Source organism: Nocardia lijiangensis NBRC 108240, from assembly GCF_001613045.1.
GTDB lineage: Bacteria > Actinomycetota > Actinomycetes > Mycobacteriales > Mycobacteriaceae > Nocardia > Nocardia lijiangensis.
Genome location: NZ_BDBP01000091.1, coordinates 25,022 through 42,176, shown reverse-complemented (window position 1 = coordinate 42,176; position 17,155 = coordinate 25,022). Strand labels below are relative to the sequence as shown.

Below are 17,155 nucleotides of genomic sequence, written 5' to 3'. Positions count from 1 at the left end.
CCCCACGGTCCGCGCGGCTCGCGGCGGCCGGTGAGCACCGCGCCGACGTGCACCGGCTGGGCGGGCAGCGAGTCGATCAGCTCGGCGATCTGCTCGTCGGTCGGGCGGCGATCCACCGCAAGCGCCTCGACGGCCCTGGTGTTCGTGCCCGGGAGCACCACCTGGGCGATGCCGTAGACGGTCAGGTCGCGTGCACCGCGGGAGATGTTGCGCGCGGCCACCTCGAACAGGCCGGGCAGCAGCGTGGTGGCCAGCTCGGCGCGCTCCACGTCGAGCGGGTTCAGCACCCGGGTGGTGGTGCGGCGCGGGTCGTCGGCGTCCAGGCCCCAGGTGTCGAAGACGCCCGAGGGCAGGAACATCGGCGGCGGCACCTCGATGCCACCGGCGAAGGCCAGCGCCCGGCTGACCGCGCGGCGGCGGCGCTGTGCGGCGGTGAGCCCACGCCCGGCGGGCGCGGTCGGCAGCACCGACGGGATCTGCTCCAAGCCCTCGAGCCGGAGCACCTCCTCCACCAGGTCGGCGGGCTGAGTCAGGTCGGGCCGCCAGCTCGGCGGGGTGACCACCAGCTGACCGTGCCCGGTCTCCTCGTTCACCGCCACCTCGACGGTGCAGCCGATCTGGGCGAGGCGACGAGCGGACGTGCCGGTCGGGTAGGTGACGCCCGCGACGCGGTCGGCCAGGTCGATGTCGATGCGGATCGGCTCGGCGGGCGCCGTCGGCACCCGCACGTCGGTGAGGGCGGGCTCGATGGCGCCGCCCGCGATCTCGGCGAGCAGGGTGGCGGCCCGGTCCAGCGCGATGACGTTGATCTCGGGATCGACCACGCGCTCGTAGCGCTTGCCCGCCTCGGACACCAGCTTGTGCCTGCGCGCGGTGCGGTAGACCAGCAGCGGGTTCCAGGTGGCCGCTTCGAGCACCACATCGGTGGTCTGCGGGCCGACCTCGGTGCTCCCGCCGCCCATCACGCCCGCCAGCGAGACCACGCCGGAATCGTCGGCGATCACCACGTCCTCGGCGTCGAGCACGCGCTCCACCTCGTCGAGGGTGCGCAGCGTCTCGCCCTTGTGCGCGGTGCGGACCACCAGACCGCCGCTGAGCTTGTCGGCGTCGAACGCGTGCAGCGGCTGGCCCAGCTCGAGCATCACGTAGTTGGTGACGTCGACCGCCGGGGAGATCGGGCGCACGCCCGACAGCAGCAGCCGACGCTGCAGCCACCACGGGCTGACCGCGTTCGGGTCGATGCCGGTGACCCGGCGCACCGCGAACCGCGTGCACTGCGACGACGGCTCGAGCTGCACCGGCCAGGAGTCGGCCTCGTCGTCGAGCAGCGTGCGCACCGCCGGGTCGGCGTATTCCAGATCGAAACCGCAGGCCAGCTCGCGGGCCAGGCCGCGCGCCGAGAAGCAGTAACCGCGGTCGGGGGTGATGTTCAGCTCGATGACCGTGTCGTTCAGCCCGAGCAGCTCGTTGGCGTCCGTGCCGGGCTCGGCGGTGCCCGGCTCCAGCACCAGGATGCCGGAGTGGTCCTTGCCGATGCCGAGTTCGGCGACCGAGCAGATCATGCCGTGGGAGACGTGACCGTAGGTCTTGCGCGAGGAGATCTTGAAACCGCCCGGTAGCTCGCCACCGGGCAACACCACGACGACCAGGTCGCCGACGGCGAAATTCCTTGCGCCGCAGACGATCTCCTGCAATTCGGGGTTACCGACGTCGACCTTGCAGAAACGGATCGGCTTCTTGAATTCGGTCAGCTCGGTGATCTCGGCGACGCGGCCGACGACCAGCGGCTTGTCGATGTCACCGGCCACCCGGTGGAGCTTGTCGACCTCTTCGACTTCCAGCCCCACACGGACGAATCCTGCATCCAGTTCCTCCGGCGTCACCGACCACTCGGGCGTGGTGCGCTGGATGATCTCGGTCAGCCAGGACTGCGCTACTCGCACTTGAGGTTTCGCTCTCTCGATCGAAGGGAGTTCGGGAATCGGGCCGGTTCAGGACCGGATGCCGAAGGGCAGGGTGAACCGCGCGTCGCCCTCGACGATGTCGCGCATGTCCGGGATGCCGTTGCGGAACTGCAGGGTGCGCTCCAGGCCCATACCGAACGCGAACCCGCTGTACACCTCGGGGTCGATGCCGCTGGCGATCAACACCTTGGGGTTCACCATGCCGCAGCCGCCCCACTCGACCCAGCCCGCGCCGCCCTTCTTGTCCGGGAACCAGACGTCCACCTCGGCGGAGGGTTCGGTGAACGGGAAGTAGTTCGGGCGCATGCGGGTGCGCGTCTCCGGGCCGAACAGGGCGCGCGCGAACGCGTCCAAGGTACCGCGCAGATGCGCCATGGTCAGGCCCTTGTCCACCGCGAGGCCCTCCACCTGGGAGAACACGGGCGTGTGGGTGGCGTCCAGCTCGTCGGTGCGGAAGGTGCGGCCCGGGCACACCACGTAGATCGGCAGGTCGCGCTCGAGCATGGAGCGCACCTGCACCGGCGAGGTGTGTGTGCGCAGCACCTGGCGCGAGCCCTCCGGCGCGATGTGGAAGGTGTCCTGCATGGTGCGGGCCGGGTGGTCGGGCAGGAAGTTGAGCGCGTCGAAGTTGAAGTGCTCGGTCTCCACCTCGGGACCCTCGGCCACCTCCCAGCCCATCGCGACGAACACGTCGGCGATCTGCTCGGAGATGACCGTGATCGGATGCCTGGCGCCGATCGGCTCGCGGCGGGCGGGCAGCGTGACGTCGATGGCCTCTGCCACCAGCACGGCCGCGTCGCGCTCGGCGAGCAGCACCGCACGGCGGGACTCGAACGCCTCGGAGACCCGCCCCCGCGCCACGTTCACGCGCTTGCCCGCGTCGGCCTTCTCCGACTTGGGCAGCCCGCCCAGCGCCCGCTGCGCGAGAGCCAGCGGGGCCTTGCCGCCGAGATGCTCGGTCTTGGCCACCGCGAGAGCATCGAGATCGGCGGCCGCCGCAAACGCCTTCTCGGCCTCGGCCGCGGCCGCGGCCAGCGCCTCCTCGGACAGCGCGGCGGCCCGCTCCTCGGCGTTCTGCTCGACTCCGGTGTTGTCGTCGGCCACGATGGTTCGTCTCTCCCCTGGGGATCGGTTCGCGAGTCCGGCTTATTGCCTACCCACATTGCTGCTGGTGGAATCCTATTGGATCGGCCACGGCAGATTCACGCGGATTACCCGCCGGCGGGCCGCACGGCCGTGTCCGCGACGCGCGCGGGCCGCCGCTCGGCGCACGGAAACAGGCATCCGTGCAGGTATCCCCCCTCGCTCGGGCGATCACCAGAGCGGTACGTACACCGCCTCGCCCTCCAGGTCGGGCGCGACCGGCAGGAAATCCGGGACCGTCCGCGCGGCGCTGGCCCGCATCTTCGCCACCGCCTCGCCCACGCCGGGCGCGGCGATGCCGAGCCGGTCGAGCAGCTCGGCGCGCACCTCGAGGAATTCCGGCCGGTCGACGGCGAACTCCTCCTCCAGCTCGGCGACGGGACGGCCGGTGCCGAGATCGCGCCAGTACGGGTAGGTCGCGATCAGAGTGACGGCCTCGACCAGATCGGCGGCCAGCAGGACCGCACCGCCGTCGGAATCGGCGTACAACACCGGCCGCTCGGTCCCGGCCGCCCCGCACAGGAAGAACGTGCCGCCCGCTCTGTCACCCGCGATCGGCGTGAGCGGCGTGCCGTTCGGCAGCCGCAGGTCCTCGACGGGCTCCCGTCGGGTGATGTCGAAATCCCCCGGCCAGGCAAGCAGCCCGGCCAGTTCGGGATCGCCCTCGATCCGGCGCAGCAGTTCGTCCCCGGCGCTCATGATCGAACCCTAGAACGCCCCCGCGTGTCGCACACGAGAACTGGCATACAGACAGATGGCCGCGGCGGCGGCGAGGTTGAGGCTTTCGGCGCGGCCGTGGATGGGGATGCGGACGCGGTGGTCGGCGCGGGCGGCGACGGCGGGGTCGAGGCCGTGCGCCTCGTTGCCGAACAGCCAGGCGATCGGGCGCTGGAAGAGCTCGTCGGCCTCGTCCAAGCCGACCTCGCCCGCGGCGGTGGTGGCCAGCAGCGTGACGCCCGCGGCGGACAAGGAATCCAGCGTTTCGGCGACGTCGTGGTGGCGGGCCACGGGCACGTGGAAGAGGCTGCCCGCGGTGGCGCGCACGCACTTGCCGTTGTGCGGGTCCACGGTGTCGCCTGCCAGCACCACGCCGTCGGCGCCCACCGCGTCGGCGACCCGGATGAGGGTGCCCGCGTTGCCGGGCTCGGCGATCTCGACGGGGACCGCGAGCATCCGCGGCCCGGCGCCGAGAATGTCGCTCAGCGGCACGTCGATCAGCTCGCAGACCGCGACAAGGCCCGGCGCGGTGACGGTCTCGCCGAGATGCTGGGCGGCCCGGTCGCTCACCAGCGTGGTGCGCACCCCGGCGGCGTCCGCACCGGCGATCAGCTCGTGCTCACGGGTGGCCGCGCCGGCGGAGTAGAACAGCTCCCGCACCCGCCCGGTCTCCAGAGCCGCGGTGACCGAATTCGCGCCCTCGGCGAGGAAGAGCCCGGCCTTGCGGCGCTGCGGCGCGCGATGCAGCTTGACAGCGGAAACGACCCGCGGATTGCGCTCGGAGAGCGCGTCCGCGGGTCGTTCCGAAAGGTTTCCCTCGGTCAACAGGGTCGGCCGAATCAGGCGGCCGGCGCGTTGACGTCCTGCGGGAGGGCGGCCTTGGCGACGGCGACCAGACCGGCGAAGGCCTCGGCGTCGGAGACGGCGAGCTCGGCCAGGATCTTGCGGTCCACCTCGACACCCGCGGCCTTCAGGCCCTGGATGAAGCGGTTGTAGGTGATGTCGTTGAGGCGCGCCGCGGCGTTGATGCGGGCGATCCACAGCTTGCGGAAGTCGCCCTTGCGCGCCCGGCGGTCCCGGTAGGCGTAGGTGAGCGAGTGCAGCTGCTGTTCCTTGGCCTTGCGGTACAGCCGCGAGCGCTGGCCCCGGTAGCCCTTGGAGGCCTCGAGGATGGAACGGCGCTTCTTCTGAGCGTTGACGGCCCTCTTGACGCGTGCCACTTGGTCAGTCCTTGATCGAATAGGGGGCGCGTGCGGCGCCCGGGAGGTTGGTCGGGGGTGGCGTCCGGAAATTCCGGTCGCGGTGCTGCCCGAGGGGGATCAGATACCCAGCAGCTTCTTCACGCGACGGACGTCGGCAGCCGCGACGACCTCCGTGCCGTCCAGACGACGAGTCCGGCGGGTGGGCTTGTGCTCGAACAGGTGGCGACGGTTCGCCTGCTGGCGCAGCAGCTTGCCTTTACCGGACACCTTGAATCGCTTCGAGGCGCCGCTGTGGCTCTTCATCTTCGGCATGGATTCCTCTATCTGGTCGTCCCGGCGGCCGTCACCGACCGCCGGTGTCTGTTCGTATAACTGCGGGCGTGGCCTACTCGGCCTGCTCCGCGGCCGGGGTCTCACCGGCGGGTGCGGCGCTCGCGGCAGGCCGTCCGGCCGAATCCTGCTGCGCCTTCACGCGGGTCTTCGCGCCCTTGTGGGGTGCGAGGACCATGGTCATGTTCCGGCCGTCCTGCTTGGCCGAGGTCTCCACGAAACCCAGGTCCGCGACGTCGGAGGCCAAACGCTGCAGCAACCGGAACCCGAGCTCGGGCCGGGACTGCTCGCGACCCCGGAACATGATCGTCACCTTGACCTTCGACCCGGCTTCGAGGAAGCGGACGACATTCCGCTTCTTGGTCTCGTAGTCGTGGTCGTCGATCTTGGGCCGGAGCTTCTGCTCCTTGATCACGGTCTGCTGCTGGTTCTTCCGAGACTCACGCGCCTTCTGCGCCGTCTCGTACTTGAACTTGCCGTAGTCCATGATCTTGCAAACCGGCGGACGGGCATCCGGAGCCACCTCGACCAGGTCGAGATCGGCCTCGAGGGCGACGCGTAGCGCATCTTCAACACGCACGATCCCAACCTGTTCGCCGCCAGGTCCGATGAGTCGAACCTCGGGAACTCGGATGCGATCGTTGATGCGGGTCTCAGTGCTGATGGGGCCTCCTAGGTCAAGCGGTGTCGTCTGACGACCGCAGGCAATAACTGCAACCCCTTGTTCAACACAAAAGCCCCGGTGCGGTATTTCACCGCAACGGGGCCCGAGTCGACCGATCACCGATGCCAGGCATCGACTCTTGCGCGCGAGAAAACTCTCCGCGCAAAAACCCACCGCGAGGGCGGGCGACCGGACCGTTTGACCTTTACGATTGCTCGCAGGCAACGGTGGGAGTCGGGCTCCACTTATTCAGCCCCGGGTCGTGCTGCACTACGGCGACACATTTCGGGGCGGTCGTCAGCGGAAAGTCTAGCATTGCCGTCCGCTATCGCCGAATCGGTCCGAGAACGTGTTGCACGCCATACCGCACGGTGCCGCTCTCCCCGGTGCAGCCGAGGAAGAACGCCGCGGAGATCGGCCAGCTCCGACCGCTCCGGGCGGCCTCGCTAGCCTGATGGGCATGACTGACGAGCTCGACTCCACTGTGCGTGACCTGGCCGACATCCCCGCCATCGAGGTGATCAGCCGTGCCGCCGTGATGCTGATGAGTTCGGCCGCGGAAAAGCTCGGACTCGGCGACTCGGACCCGGACCTCAGCCCGAGCCGCGATCTGGACGAGGCCCGCCGCGTCATCACCGCGCTGGCGGGACTGGTCACGGCCTCGGTCGAATACCTGGGGCCGCACGCCGGGCCGATCCGCGAGGGTCTGCAGTCCCTGCAGCGAGCGTTCCGCGAGGCCTCCGCCCACCCGGACGAGCCGGGCAAGGGGCCGGGCGAGAAGTACACCGGACCCGTCTACTGAGCCGGGTCCGCCACCCGGTGCGGCGCGGCGTTCACCGATCATTCGCTCACCTGACCTGACATGCCGAGCGGCCGATCACGCTCTCGCATACGTGAATCGGCCGCGGCGGGCGCTCGATGCGGCATGCTGGCAAGCATGGCGACACCGATCTTGCTTGTTCCCGGATTCTGGCTCGGCGCGTGGGCGTGGGACGAGGTGGCCGACGAGCTGCGCGGACACGGCTTCGAGGTGCGGGCGCTGACGCTGCCCGGGCTGGACCCCGACGACGAGGAACGCCTCGCGGCCACCATCGAAGAGCAGGCGGGTGCGATCCTCGCGGCCATCGACCCCGCGGAATCCGCTGTGCTGGTGGCCCATTCGGGCGCCGCCGCGCCAGGCTACCTGGCCACCGACGTCGCGCCGGAGCGCTTCCGGCACGCGGTGTACGTCGACTGCGCTCCGGTGCCGGACGGATTCGTGCTCAACGATTCGCTCGGTGCGGCGCGCGAGTACCCGCTGCCGAGCTGGGAGCAGCTGGCGGAAGAGGGCGACAGCCTTGTCGGGCTGGATCCGGCGCAGCTGGCCCGGTTCCGGGAGCGCGCGGTGTCGGAGCCCGCGAGCGTCGCGGGTGCGCCGCTGCGGCTGAGTGATTCGCCCGCGCGCCTCGCGGTGCCGACCACGGTGGTGTGCACCAGCATCACCGCGGAGCTGGTGCGGCAGCTGAGCATGAGCGGCGAGGCGCCGGTGTTCAGCGAGATCGCCCGCTTCGACGCGACGCTGATCGACCTGCCGACCGGCCACTGGCCGATGTGGTCGAAACCCGCGGAGCTGGCGGGAATCATCGCGACCGCCGCGGCGGGCTGAGCGCGGCGGGGCCGAGACGGGGCGGGCCTACTGCGACCGGCCCCGCCCGGCGCGATCACTGCCCGGGGGTGACCGAGATCGACGAGCCGGTGGCGATCATGGTGGCAATGGCCTGGAAGAGGCTGGTCAGCCCGGCGCTTCCGCTGTCCATGGGGTTTCCTTTCGCTGTCGGGCCCGCTCAGGCGCCCGGGTTGTAGTTGATGGACGATCCACCGCTCAGAAACGTGAGGATCTGCGCGACCAGCGCCGCGATGTCCACGCCCTCCATGGGTGTGTTCCTTTCTCTCCCACCGGGTTTCGGGCGCATGTGCGCCACCGTCCGGTGCACTCACCGCTACTGTCCGGGACGCGTCCGGACACGGTGAGCCGATCTTACACACGCGTGTTTCACTTTTGTCCCCGTTTCCGGGACCCCAATGCGTGGGGCACTCCCCCGCGCCCACCGAAACGACGAGTGGCCGCGCCCTGGGGACGCGGCCACTCGATCGATCACTGGGTCGGCGCAGCTCAGCGCAGCGCGGCGGCCTTCCTGGCGAGACGCTTGGCCGCGGCCGTCTCCGACGGCGCCTTCTTCGCCGCGGGCTTCTCGGCCGGAGCCTTCGCCGCCTTGGTCGCCTTCTGAGCCGCAGGCTCCGACGGCGCCGGCTTGGCCGACGCCTTCTTGGCCGCGGCCTTCTTCGCAGGGGCCCGCTTCGCCGGAGCCGAGGCGGCAGGCTGGGCGAGCACCTCCGCGAGGAACTGGCCCGTGTAGCTGTTCGACACGGCCGCAACGTCTTCCGGTGCGCCCTCGGCCACGATGGTGCCGCCGCCGGAGCCGCCCTCGGGACCCATGTCGACGACCCAGTCGGAGGTCTTGATGACGTCCAGGTTGTGCTCGATGACGATGACGGTGTTGCCCTTGTCGACCAGACCGTTGATGACACCGAGCAGCTTGCGGATGTCCTCGAAGTGCAGGCCGGTGGTCGGCTCGTCCAGGATGTAGACGGTGCGGCCGGTGGAGCGCTTCTGCAATTCCGCCGCCAGCTTCACGCGCTGGGCCTCGCCGCCGGACAGCGTCGGCGCGCTCTGGCCGAGGCGCACGTAGCCGAGGCCGACGTCGACCAGGGTCTTGAGGTAGCGGTGGATCGAGGTGACCGGCTCGAAGAACTCCGCGGCCTCCTCGATGGACATGTCGAGCACCTCGGCGATGGTCTTGCCCTTGTAGTGCACCTCGAGGGTTTCCCGGTTGTAGCGCGCGCCATGGCAGACCTCGCACGGCACGTACACATCGGGCAGGAAGTTCATCTCGATCTTCAGCGTGCCGTCGCCGGAGCACGCCTCGCAGCGACCGCCCTTGACGTTGAACGAGAACCGGCCGGGCTGGTAGCCGCGCACCTTCGCCTCGGTGGTCGCCGCGAACAGCGTCCTGATCTTGTCGAACACGCCGGTGTAGGTGGCCGGGTTGGAACGCGGGGTCCGCCCGATCGGGGACTGGTCGACCTGCACCAGCTTGTCCAGGTGGTCGAGGCCGTTGACCCTGGTGTGCCTGCCCGGCACCTGGCGGGCGCCGTTGAGCTTGTTCGCCAGCACGGTGGCCAGGATGTCGTTGACCAGCGTCGACTTGCCCGAACCCGAGACGCCGGTCACCGAGGTGAGCACGCCGAGCGGGAAGGCGACATCGATGCCCTTGAGGTTGTGCTCGGTCGCGCCGACGACGGTGAGCTTGCGCTTCTTGTCCACCGGGCGGCGCACCATCGGCACCTCGATCCGCTCACGACCCGACAGGTACGCGCCGGTCAGCGAATCGGGATCGGTGAGCAGCTCCTGGTACGGGCCGCTGTGCACCACCCGGCCGCCGTGCTCGCCCGCCAGCGGGCCGATGTCGACCACCCAGTCCGAGGCACGGATGGTGTCCTCGTCGTGCTCGACGACGATCAGCGTGTTGCCGAGATTCTTCAGCCGCGTGAGGGTTTCGATGAGCCGCCGGTTGTCGCGCTGGTGCAGGCCGATGGACGGCTCGTCCAGCACGTACAGCACGCCGACCAGCCCGGAGCCGATCTGGGTGGCCAGCCGGATGCGCTGTGCCTCACCGCCGGACAGGGTCGCGGCCGCACGGGACAGCGACAGGTACTCCAACCCGACGTCGAGCAGGAACCCGAGCCGGGCCTGAACCTCTTTGAGCACCTGCCCGGCGATCGCGGCCTCGCGCTCCCCCAGCGTCAGCGAGTTCAGGAACTTCGAGCAGTCGCCGATCGACAGATCGCTGACGTCGGCGATGGACTTCTTCTCCTCGCCCGCCGAGATGGTGACGGCCAGGATCTCCGGCCGCAGCCGCGCACCGGAGCAGACCGGGCACGGAATGTCGCGCATGTACCCGTCGTAGTGCTCCTTCATCTGCTCGGACTCGGTGTTCTCCATGCGCCGCTGCAGGAAGGGCATCACGCCCTCGAAGTCGGCGTAGTAGGAGCGCTTGCGTCCGTAGCGGTTGGTGTAGGAGACGTGTACCTGGTCGGCGCTGCCCTCGAGCACGGCCTTGCGCGCCTTGAGCGGCAGGTCTTGCCACGGGGTGTCCATGGAGAAGCCCATGGTCTCGGCGAGGCCCGAGAGCAGCCTGGTGAAGTACTCCGCGGTCTGCCCGCGCGACCACGGCGCGATGGCGCCCTGGGCGAGGCTGAGCTCGGGATCGGGGACCACCAGGTCCGGGTCGACCTCCTTGCGGATGCCGAGGCCGGTGCAGTCCGGGCAGGCGCCGTACGGCGAGTTGAACGAGAACGACCTGGGCTCGAGGTCCTCGATGTCGAGCGGGTGCCCGTTGGGGCAGGCCAGGCGCTCGGAGAAGCGGCGCTCCCGGTCGTGGGCGTGCTCGTCGCGATCGACGAAGTCCAGCACCACGATGCCGTCGGCCAGGCGCAGCGCGGTCTCGATCGAATCGGTCAGGCGCTGCTTGGAGGTCGGCTTGACGGCGAGCCGGTCGACGACGACCTCGACGTCGTGCTTCTCCTGCTTCTTCAGCTTCGGCGGATCGGTCAGCGGATACACCACGCCGTCGACCCGCACCCGGGAGTAGCCCTGGGTGTTGAGCTGGTCGAACAGGTCGACGAACTCGCCCTTGCGGGTCCGCACCACCGGCGCGAGCACCTGGAACTTGGTGCCCTCCTCCATGGCAAGCACCTGGTCGACGATCTGCTGCGGGGTCTGCTTGGCGATCAGCTCGCCGCAGACGGGGCAGTGCGGTGTGCCCGCGCGCGCGTAGAGCAGACGCAGGTAGTCGTAGACCTCGGTGATGGTGCCCACGGTGGAGCGCGGGTTGCGGTTGGTGGACTTCTGGTCGATCGACACCGCGGGCGAGAGGCCTTCGATGAAATCGACGTCGGGCTTGTCCATCTGCCCGAGGAACTGCCTGGCGTAGGCCGACAGCGATTCCACGTACCGGCGCTGGCCCTCGGCGAAGATGGTGTCGAAGGCGAGGCTGGACTTGCCGGAGCCGGACAGTCCGGTGAACACGATCAGGCTGTCGCGGGGCAGATCGAGATCGATCCCCTTCAGGTTGTGCTCCCGCGCTCCGCGCACGGTGAGGCGTTCCGCCACCAGGTGTGTCCCTTCTCGATCATGTTGACATGCAGACAGACCCCCGCTCGCCATGCTAAGCGCGGGCACCGACAAGTTTCGTCCGAGCGGCGGCCCACCCGCGCGGACGAGGCGCGCGACAGCCGTCACCCGGCCCGGCGCGTGCCCTCCGATCGCCCGGTGACCTGCCATCCGTGCGCGTCCACCGTGACGGTCAGCACCTCCGGCCCGACCCGCAGCCCGCTGATCCGCAGCGGCAGGTAGCGCGCGGGCACGGCGGGCGCCACCTCCGCGACGCCCGCGCCCGGCTCCAGCCGGACCAGGCTGCGCAGGAACAGCAGCGGGGCCGCCGCGGCCCAGGCCTGCGGCGAGCAGGACGTCGGGTACGGCACCGGAGCGTCGAACTCGGCGCGATCGAAACCGCAGAACAGCTCCGGCAGCCGGTGGCCGAACCGCACCGAGGCGTCGAGCACCGCGTCGATGACCCGGGTGGCGTGCTCGGTCAGTCCGTAGCGCATCAGTCCGGCCGCGCAGATCGCGTTGTCGTGCGGCCACACCGAACCGTTGTGGTAGCTGACGGGGTTGTAGGCGCCCATGCCGCTGGCCAGGGTTCGGATGCCCCAGCCGGTGAACATGTCGGGAGCGAGCAACCGGTCCGCAACCAGCGCCGCCTTGTCCTCGTCCACGATACCGGTCCACAGGCAGTGGCCGATGTTCGACGTGAGCGCATCGATCGGCCGTTTGTCCCGGTCCAGGCCGACGGCGTACCAGCCGCGTTCGGGCAGCCAGAATTTCGCATTGAACTCGGCCTTCAGCCGGGCGGCGGCGGTGCGCAGCCGGTCCGCGGTGTCCCGGTCGCCGAGGTCGGCGGCCAGCTCGGCCCTGGCCAGGTAGGCCGCGTAAACGTAGCCCTGCACCTCGGCGAGCGCGATGGGCGGGGCAGGGAGGGTGCCGTCGGCGAAGTTCACCCCGTCCCAGGAGTCCTTCCAGCCCTGGTTGTCGAGGCCGTGGTCGGCGCGGCGCCGATACTCGACGAACCCGTCGCCGTCGGCGTCGCCGTAGCGCTGGATCCATTCGATGGCGCGGTCGGCGTGCGGCAGCAGTTCGTCGCGGGTGGCGTCGTCGAGGCCCCAGCGGTGCAGCTCGCCGAGCACCATGACGAACAACGGGGTGGCGTCGACCGTGCCGTAGTACACGCTGTCGCCGCCGAACAAACGCGTGGCGGCGCGGCCGAACCGGATCTCGTGCGGTATCCGGCCCGGCTGTTCCTCGGTCGGGGTGTGTTCGCGGACGCCTTGGAGGTCGGCCAGGCTCTGCAGCGTGCCGATGGCGAGCCTGCGGTCCACCGGCAGCACCATCCACGAGGTGAGCAGCGAGTCCCGGCCGAACAGCGCCATGAACCACGGCGCGCCCGCGGCGACCACCGCGCGGCCGGGACTGGCCGGGTCGAAGATGCGCAGCGCGCCGAGGTCGGCGACGGCACGCCGCAGCACCGCGGCCAGCGTCGGATCGCCGGTGCGCACCCTCGGCGAGTTCTCGTACCAGGCACGCAGCCTGCGGGCGGGGGCGCTGTGCGCGATCGAGCTGCCGCAGGCGTGCCGCGGTGTGACCTCGGCCGAGCCGAGCAGCGGAAGGTACTGAACGCAGGTCGACCAGGAGCCGCGGGCGGGCAGCCGGACGCGCCAGCGCAGGCAGCGGCCGTCGACGGTCGCCGCCGTGGCGCGCACCGCAAGCGCGACGCCGAGTGCGGGCGCGGCGATTTCGAGGCCGCCGTCCTCCGCCCGGTGCTCGGTGACCGGGCCTTCGCCGAGCCTGCCGTCCTTGACCTCGAACAGGTCCGCGAAATCGGCGTCGACCGCGAGCGCGATCGTGCACTCGATGGGCTCTCCCGAGAGATTGCGCACGGTCAGGTCCTCGCGCATGCCGTCGCCGACGTGCCGTCCGACGATCACCAGCGCGGTGCTGTCGGCGCGGCCGGGCGGCGGTGCGGTGCGCGCGAGCAGCGTGACGCTGTAGGGGTCGGCGTACTGCACGCTCAGCGGTTGCGGCGCTCGGTCGTCGACGGTCAGCCGCCAGCGGGAGAGCACCCGGGTGTCGCGGACGAACAGGCCCTGCGCCCGGCGCGGCTCGATCGCGCCACCCGAGTCGCTGAGGCAGAAGGTGGTTCCTTCGATTAGCGTCACCGCGCCCGTCGTCCCGTGTTGCGCAGGTCCGCTGCCCCACGGGTCCATTACGTCACACGCCCTTGCGCTGCGGATCGTGCTGGGATCTCCTTGGCCGCGTGCGCTGTTCGCGGACGGTACGCACCACGAGGTCCGCGGGCCGGATGCCGCGCGCCCGCCCCGACGCCCGCGGCTGCGCACCCGCGGTCCGCGCGGTGCGAAATCCCGAGGTCGCCGCGTGTATCCGGTGTCGCTGAATCGGTCATCGTTCGACAACTTCCACGCGTTCGGTTCAGAAATCCAGCATACTCGGAACATCAATACGCCCAGCGTTTTTCGGTCCGGCCTGTTCGCTGCACATTCGCTGCGGCGGGTTCGGGCGGCCGGATCGGCGATGGGATCGGTGCGCGAGGAGGGGCCGCGATGATCAAGGTGTTTCTGGTCGACGACCACGAGATCGTCCGGCGGGGCCTGACCGACCTGCTGGAGAGCGATCCCGAACTCACGGTGATCGGCGAAGCGGGCGATGTCACGCAGGCCATGACGGGCATTCGCGCGGCCCGGCCCGATGTCGCGGTGCTGGATGTGCGACTACCCGACGGCAACGGCATCGAGCTGTGCCGCGACCTGCTCGCCGAATTCGACGGGCTGCGTTGCCTGATCCTGACTTCCTACACCGATGAGCACGCCATGCTGGACGCGATCCTGGCGGGGGCCTCGGGATACGTGGTGAAGAACATCAAGGGCATGGAGCTGGCCGAGGCCATCAAGGCGGTCGGGGCGGGCCGCTCGCTGCTGGACAACCGGGCGGCGACCGCATTGAAGGCGCGCCTGCGCAACAGCGTCGAGGCCGACGGACCGCTGGCCGGGCTGACCGAACAGGAGCGCAAGCTGCTCGCACTGCTCGGTGAGGGCCTGACGAACCGCCAGATCGCGGCGCGGATGTTCCTCGCCGAGAAGACCGTCAAGAACTACGTGTCGCGGCTGCTGGCCAAACTGGGCATGGAGCGTCGCACCCAGGCCGCCGTGCTGGCCACCCGCCTGCGCGAGCCCTGAGCACGCGCACTGTCCGCGATGCCACGCTGCATCCGCGGACCACGCTGCGGTTCAGTCGGTTTCGCCGGGCGCGACGACCGTCAGATCCCCGTCGTAGCGGCGGTACAGCAGGTGACCGCGCAGCGTCTCGCGATCGGTGAAGAACAGGAACGGCAGGCCGTCCCGGCACAGCGTGGTCGCCGCCTCGGATTCGCGCAGCACCGGGCTCGGCTCCGGATGCACGGTCAGGGGTAGTGAATTCGCACTGAGCGGCCGCGACATCCGCTCGTCGAGCGCGCTCGTGGTCCGCTGGCGGACGAGTCGCACACCGAACGGGTCCGACCAGTGCACGATGGCGTCCTCACCGGTATCCGCGTCGGTGAACAGGTACGCGTCGTAGTCCATCGCATCCATCACCGCGGTGGCCTCGGCGGGCGTTCCGGTCATCAGCTCGCAGTACTTGCGGCGAATGATGGGCCGCTGCTCGGTGACCCTGGCCAGCGGCGGCCGCGCCGGATCCGGCCAAGCCCGAGACTGATTGGCGACCAGCCTGCTGAGCTGGCGGTCCAGCCGCTCGACGGCGAAGGTCACCGCGAACCCGCGCGGCCCGGTGACCTGCACCCGGGTCGGGGTGTCGTGCAGCCGCACATTGGCCTGCACCACCGTGGGTTCCTCCCTGTTCCGCGGGGCCGTGACGCGCACTCGCGCGGGCACGTCCAAGTGGTGGCGGCGCAGCACCCGGCCGATCGCGCGGACGGCCCGCGTCACGTCGGCGGGCGGAACGGCCCCCCGGGTGGTCACAGCGAGCTCCGGATCCGCGGCGCTCGACCAATGTTCCGAGGAGTACAACGATTGCGACGAATTCATAGGACACCTCTACTCTCAATTCACCCAATGTCGCTATCCCACCGTCGCAACGTCACCGCGAACAGGGCCGAAAGTCCCCGATCCGCGAATTAGACTGGCCGAGGCGCTGTTCACGCGCCCACCTGAACAGGAACCGACATGACCGAAGACAGCGGTAACGGCCTGTACTCGGTACGCGACACGCTCTCGCAACTACGCCTGCGCGAATTGCTCAGCGAAGTCAAGGAGCGCGTCGAGCTGATCATCGACTCGCGCGACCGGATGGACGGTCTGGTCGAGGCGATGCTCACCGTCACCTCGGGCCTCGATCTGGACGACACGCTGCGTGCGATCGTCCGCACCGCGACCAACCTGGTCGACGCCGGATACGGCGCGCTCGCGGTGCGCGGACACGACCAGCAGGTGGTCCAGTTCATCGACGAGGGCATGGACGAGGTGGTCCGGGAGCGCATCGGCCAGCTGCCCGCCGGGCACGGCGTGCTCGGCGTGGTGTTCAATCGCGCGAAACCGCTGCGGCTGGACGACCTCACCGAACATCCTGAGTCCGTGGGGTTTCCGGCGGGGCATCCGCCCATGCACACCTTCCTCGGCGTGCCGGTGCGCATTCGCAACGAGGTGTTCGGCAGCCTCTACCTCACCGAAAAGGCGGGCGGACATCCGTTCACCGAGGACGACGACGTGCTGGTGCAGGCGCTGGCCGCGGCGGCGGGCATCGCGGTCGACAACGCGCGCCTCTACGAGTCGGCCCGGACCAGGCAGGCCTGGATCGAGGCCACCCGCGACATCGCCACCGAATTCCTGGCGGGCACCGAATCCGAGAGCGTGCTCGCGCACGTGGTGGATCACGCCCGCACCCTGACCGGCTCGCACCGCTGCTTCCTCGCCGGACTCGACGAGCACGTATCGCCCGGCGAGATCGGCGAACTCGTGCTCACCCAGTGGTCGGGTCCCGGCGCCGGGCACGAGGGCTGGCTGGCCTCGACCGAGGGCACCGCGCTCGGCGAGGCGTTCACCCGGCGCACGCCGCTGCGTTTCGACGACGCGTCGCGCATCGATCTCGGTGTGCCGCTCGCCGATGTGGGGCCCGCCCTGATCCTGCCGTTGTGCACCCCCGACGCCACGCTCGGGGTGCTCGTCGCGGTGCGGCCGAGCGGATCCGCGCCCTATCCCGACGAACTCGTCGAACTCACCGCCGCGTTCACCGACCAGGCGGCGCTGGCCATGCAGCTGGCCGACACCCAAAGGCGGATGCGCGAGCTGGATATCCTCGCCGACCGCGACCGCATCGCCCGCGACCTGCACGATCATGTGATCCAGCGGCTGTTCGCCATCGGCCTCACCCTGCAGGGGTCGCTGCCGAAGGCGGTGGTTCCCGAAGTGCGCCAACGATTGTCGACCTCGATCAACGAGCTGCAGGAAGTCGTCCAGGAGATCCGCACCTCCATCTTCGACCTGCACGGCGGCGACGGGCACAGCGCGGGATTGCAGCAGCGCCTCGAGCGCGCGGTGCGCCAGCAGACCGCCGAGACCACGCTCAAGGCCACCGTCCAGGTGACCGGACCGCTCTCCGTGCTGGAAGCCGAACTCGCCGACCACGCCGAGGCGGTGGTGCGCGAGGCGGTGAGCAACGCGGTGCGGCACTCGGGCGCCGACACGATCGCGGTGGAGATCAGCGTGGCCGACGATCTGACGATCGTGGTCACCGACAACGGATGGGGCGTGCCGCATCACGTGATCCGCAGCGGGCTGCGGAATCTGGAGCAGCGGGCCGAGAAATCCGACGGCAGTTTCACGGTCGGTCCCGCGGGCAGGTCCGCCGACAGCGCGGGACTGCCCGGCACGCGGCTGCACTGGTCGGTGCCGCTGCCCGCAGACTGAAC

The 17,155-nt window shown here is 70.0% G+C and carries 14 protein-coding genes; 4 read left to right on the top strand and 10 right to left on the bottom strand.

Features of this window, described 5'->3' with window-relative positions; translation table 11 throughout:
- The 7 genes from pheT to infC form a co-directional block, all read right to left on the bottom strand.
- The coding region (gene pheT / locus NL1_RS28785; protein ID WP_067845684.1) for a phenylalanine--tRNA ligase subunit beta at positions 1–1,943 on the bottom strand (1,943 nt) is incomplete at its 3' end.
- Between the two features lie 48 nt (positions 1,944–1,991).
- On the bottom strand, positions 1,992–3,068 hold the full coding sequence (gene pheS / locus NL1_RS28780; RefSeq protein ID WP_067845681.1) for a phenylalanine--tRNA ligase subunit alpha: 1,077 nt from the start codon (positions 3,066–3,068) through the stop codon (positions 1,992–1,994).
- A 210-nt stretch (positions 3,069–3,278) separates the two neighbouring features.
- Entirely contained in the window at positions 3,279–3,806 is a 528-nt protein-coding gene (locus NL1_RS28775) for a hypothetical protein (protein ID WP_067845678.1), read from the bottom strand.
- Between the two features lie 9 nt (positions 3,807–3,815).
- Positions 3,816–4,649 carry a TrmH family RNA methyltransferase gene (locus tag NL1_RS28770; RefSeq protein WP_067845675.1) on the bottom strand — a complete coding sequence of 278 codons (834 nt, stop codon included), beginning with the start codon at positions 4,647–4,649 and terminating at the stop codon, positions 3,816–3,818.
- A gap of 14 nt (positions 4,650–4,663) precedes the next feature.
- Positions 4,664–5,044, bottom strand: a complete 381-nt coding sequence (gene rplT / locus NL1_RS28765) for a 50S ribosomal protein L20 (protein WP_014983432.1) — start codon at positions 5,042–5,044, stop codon at positions 4,664–4,666.
- Between the two features lie 99 nt (positions 5,045–5,143).
- Positions 5,144–5,338: a 50S ribosomal protein L35 gene (rpmI, locus tag NL1_RS28760; protein WP_040706116.1), complete on the bottom strand. Its 195-nt coding sequence runs from the start codon at positions 5,336–5,338 to the stop codon at positions 5,144–5,146.
- Positions 5,339–5,411: 73 nt separating this feature from the next.
- Positions 5,412–6,065 (bottom strand): translation initiation factor IF-3, encoded by a 654-nt coding sequence (infC, locus tag NL1_RS28755; RefSeq protein WP_084511060.1) that lies wholly within the window; start codon positions 6,063–6,065, stop codon positions 5,412–5,414.
- Between the two features lie 415 nt (positions 6,066–6,480).
- Here infC and NL1_RS28750 point away from each other — a divergent pair, with 415 nt between their 5' ends.
- Complete coding sequence (locus tag NL1_RS28750; protein ID WP_067845699.1) at positions 6,481–6,822, top strand: DUF1844 domain-containing protein; 342 nt, start codon at positions 6,481–6,483, stop codon at positions 6,820–6,822.
- A gap of 135 nt (positions 6,823–6,957) precedes the next feature.
- Complete coding sequence (locus tag NL1_RS28745) at positions 6,958–7,665, top strand: alpha/beta fold hydrolase (RefSeq protein WP_067845669.1); 708 nt, start codon at positions 6,958–6,960, stop codon at positions 7,663–7,665.
- Between the two features lie 507 nt (positions 7,666–8,172).
- On the opposite strand, the gene uvrA is transcribed toward NL1_RS28745, so the two are convergent.
- Both uvrA and NL1_RS28735 read right to left on the bottom strand, forming a co-directional pair.
- Complete coding sequence (gene uvrA / locus NL1_RS28740; protein ID WP_067845666.1) at positions 8,173–11,232, bottom strand: excinuclease ABC subunit UvrA; 3,060 nt, start codon at positions 11,230–11,232, stop codon at positions 8,173–8,175.
- A 125-nt stretch (positions 11,233–11,357) separates the two neighbouring features.
- Complete coding sequence (locus NL1_RS28735; RefSeq protein WP_067845663.1) at positions 11,358–13,442, bottom strand: amylo-alpha-1,6-glucosidase; 2,085 nt, start codon at positions 13,440–13,442, stop codon at positions 11,358–11,360.
- 354 nt (positions 13,443–13,796) lie between these two features.
- On the opposite strand from NL1_RS28735, the gene NL1_RS28730 reads away from it, so the two are divergent.
- Positions 13,797–14,429, top strand: coding sequence for a response regulator (locus NL1_RS28730; protein WP_067845660.1), 633 nt, complete (start codon positions 13,797–13,799; stop codon positions 14,427–14,429).
- A gap of 51 nt (positions 14,430–14,480) precedes the next feature.
- Here the strand turns inward: NL1_RS28730 and NL1_RS28725 are convergent, their stop codons facing one another.
- Positions 14,481–15,209, bottom strand: coding sequence for a sigma 54 modulation/S30EA ribosomal C-terminal domain-containing protein (locus tag NL1_RS28725; protein WP_067845696.1), 729 nt, complete (start codon positions 15,207–15,209; stop codon positions 14,481–14,483).
- Between the two features lie 204 nt (positions 15,210–15,413).
- Between NL1_RS28725 and NL1_RS28720 the strand changes: the two genes are divergently transcribed.
- Positions 15,414–17,153 carry a sensor histidine kinase gene (locus tag NL1_RS28720; protein ID WP_067845657.1) on the top strand — a complete coding sequence of 580 codons (1,740 nt, stop codon included), beginning with the start codon at positions 15,414–15,416 and terminating at the stop codon, positions 17,151–17,153.
- Positions 17,154–17,155 lie beyond the last annotated feature (2 nt).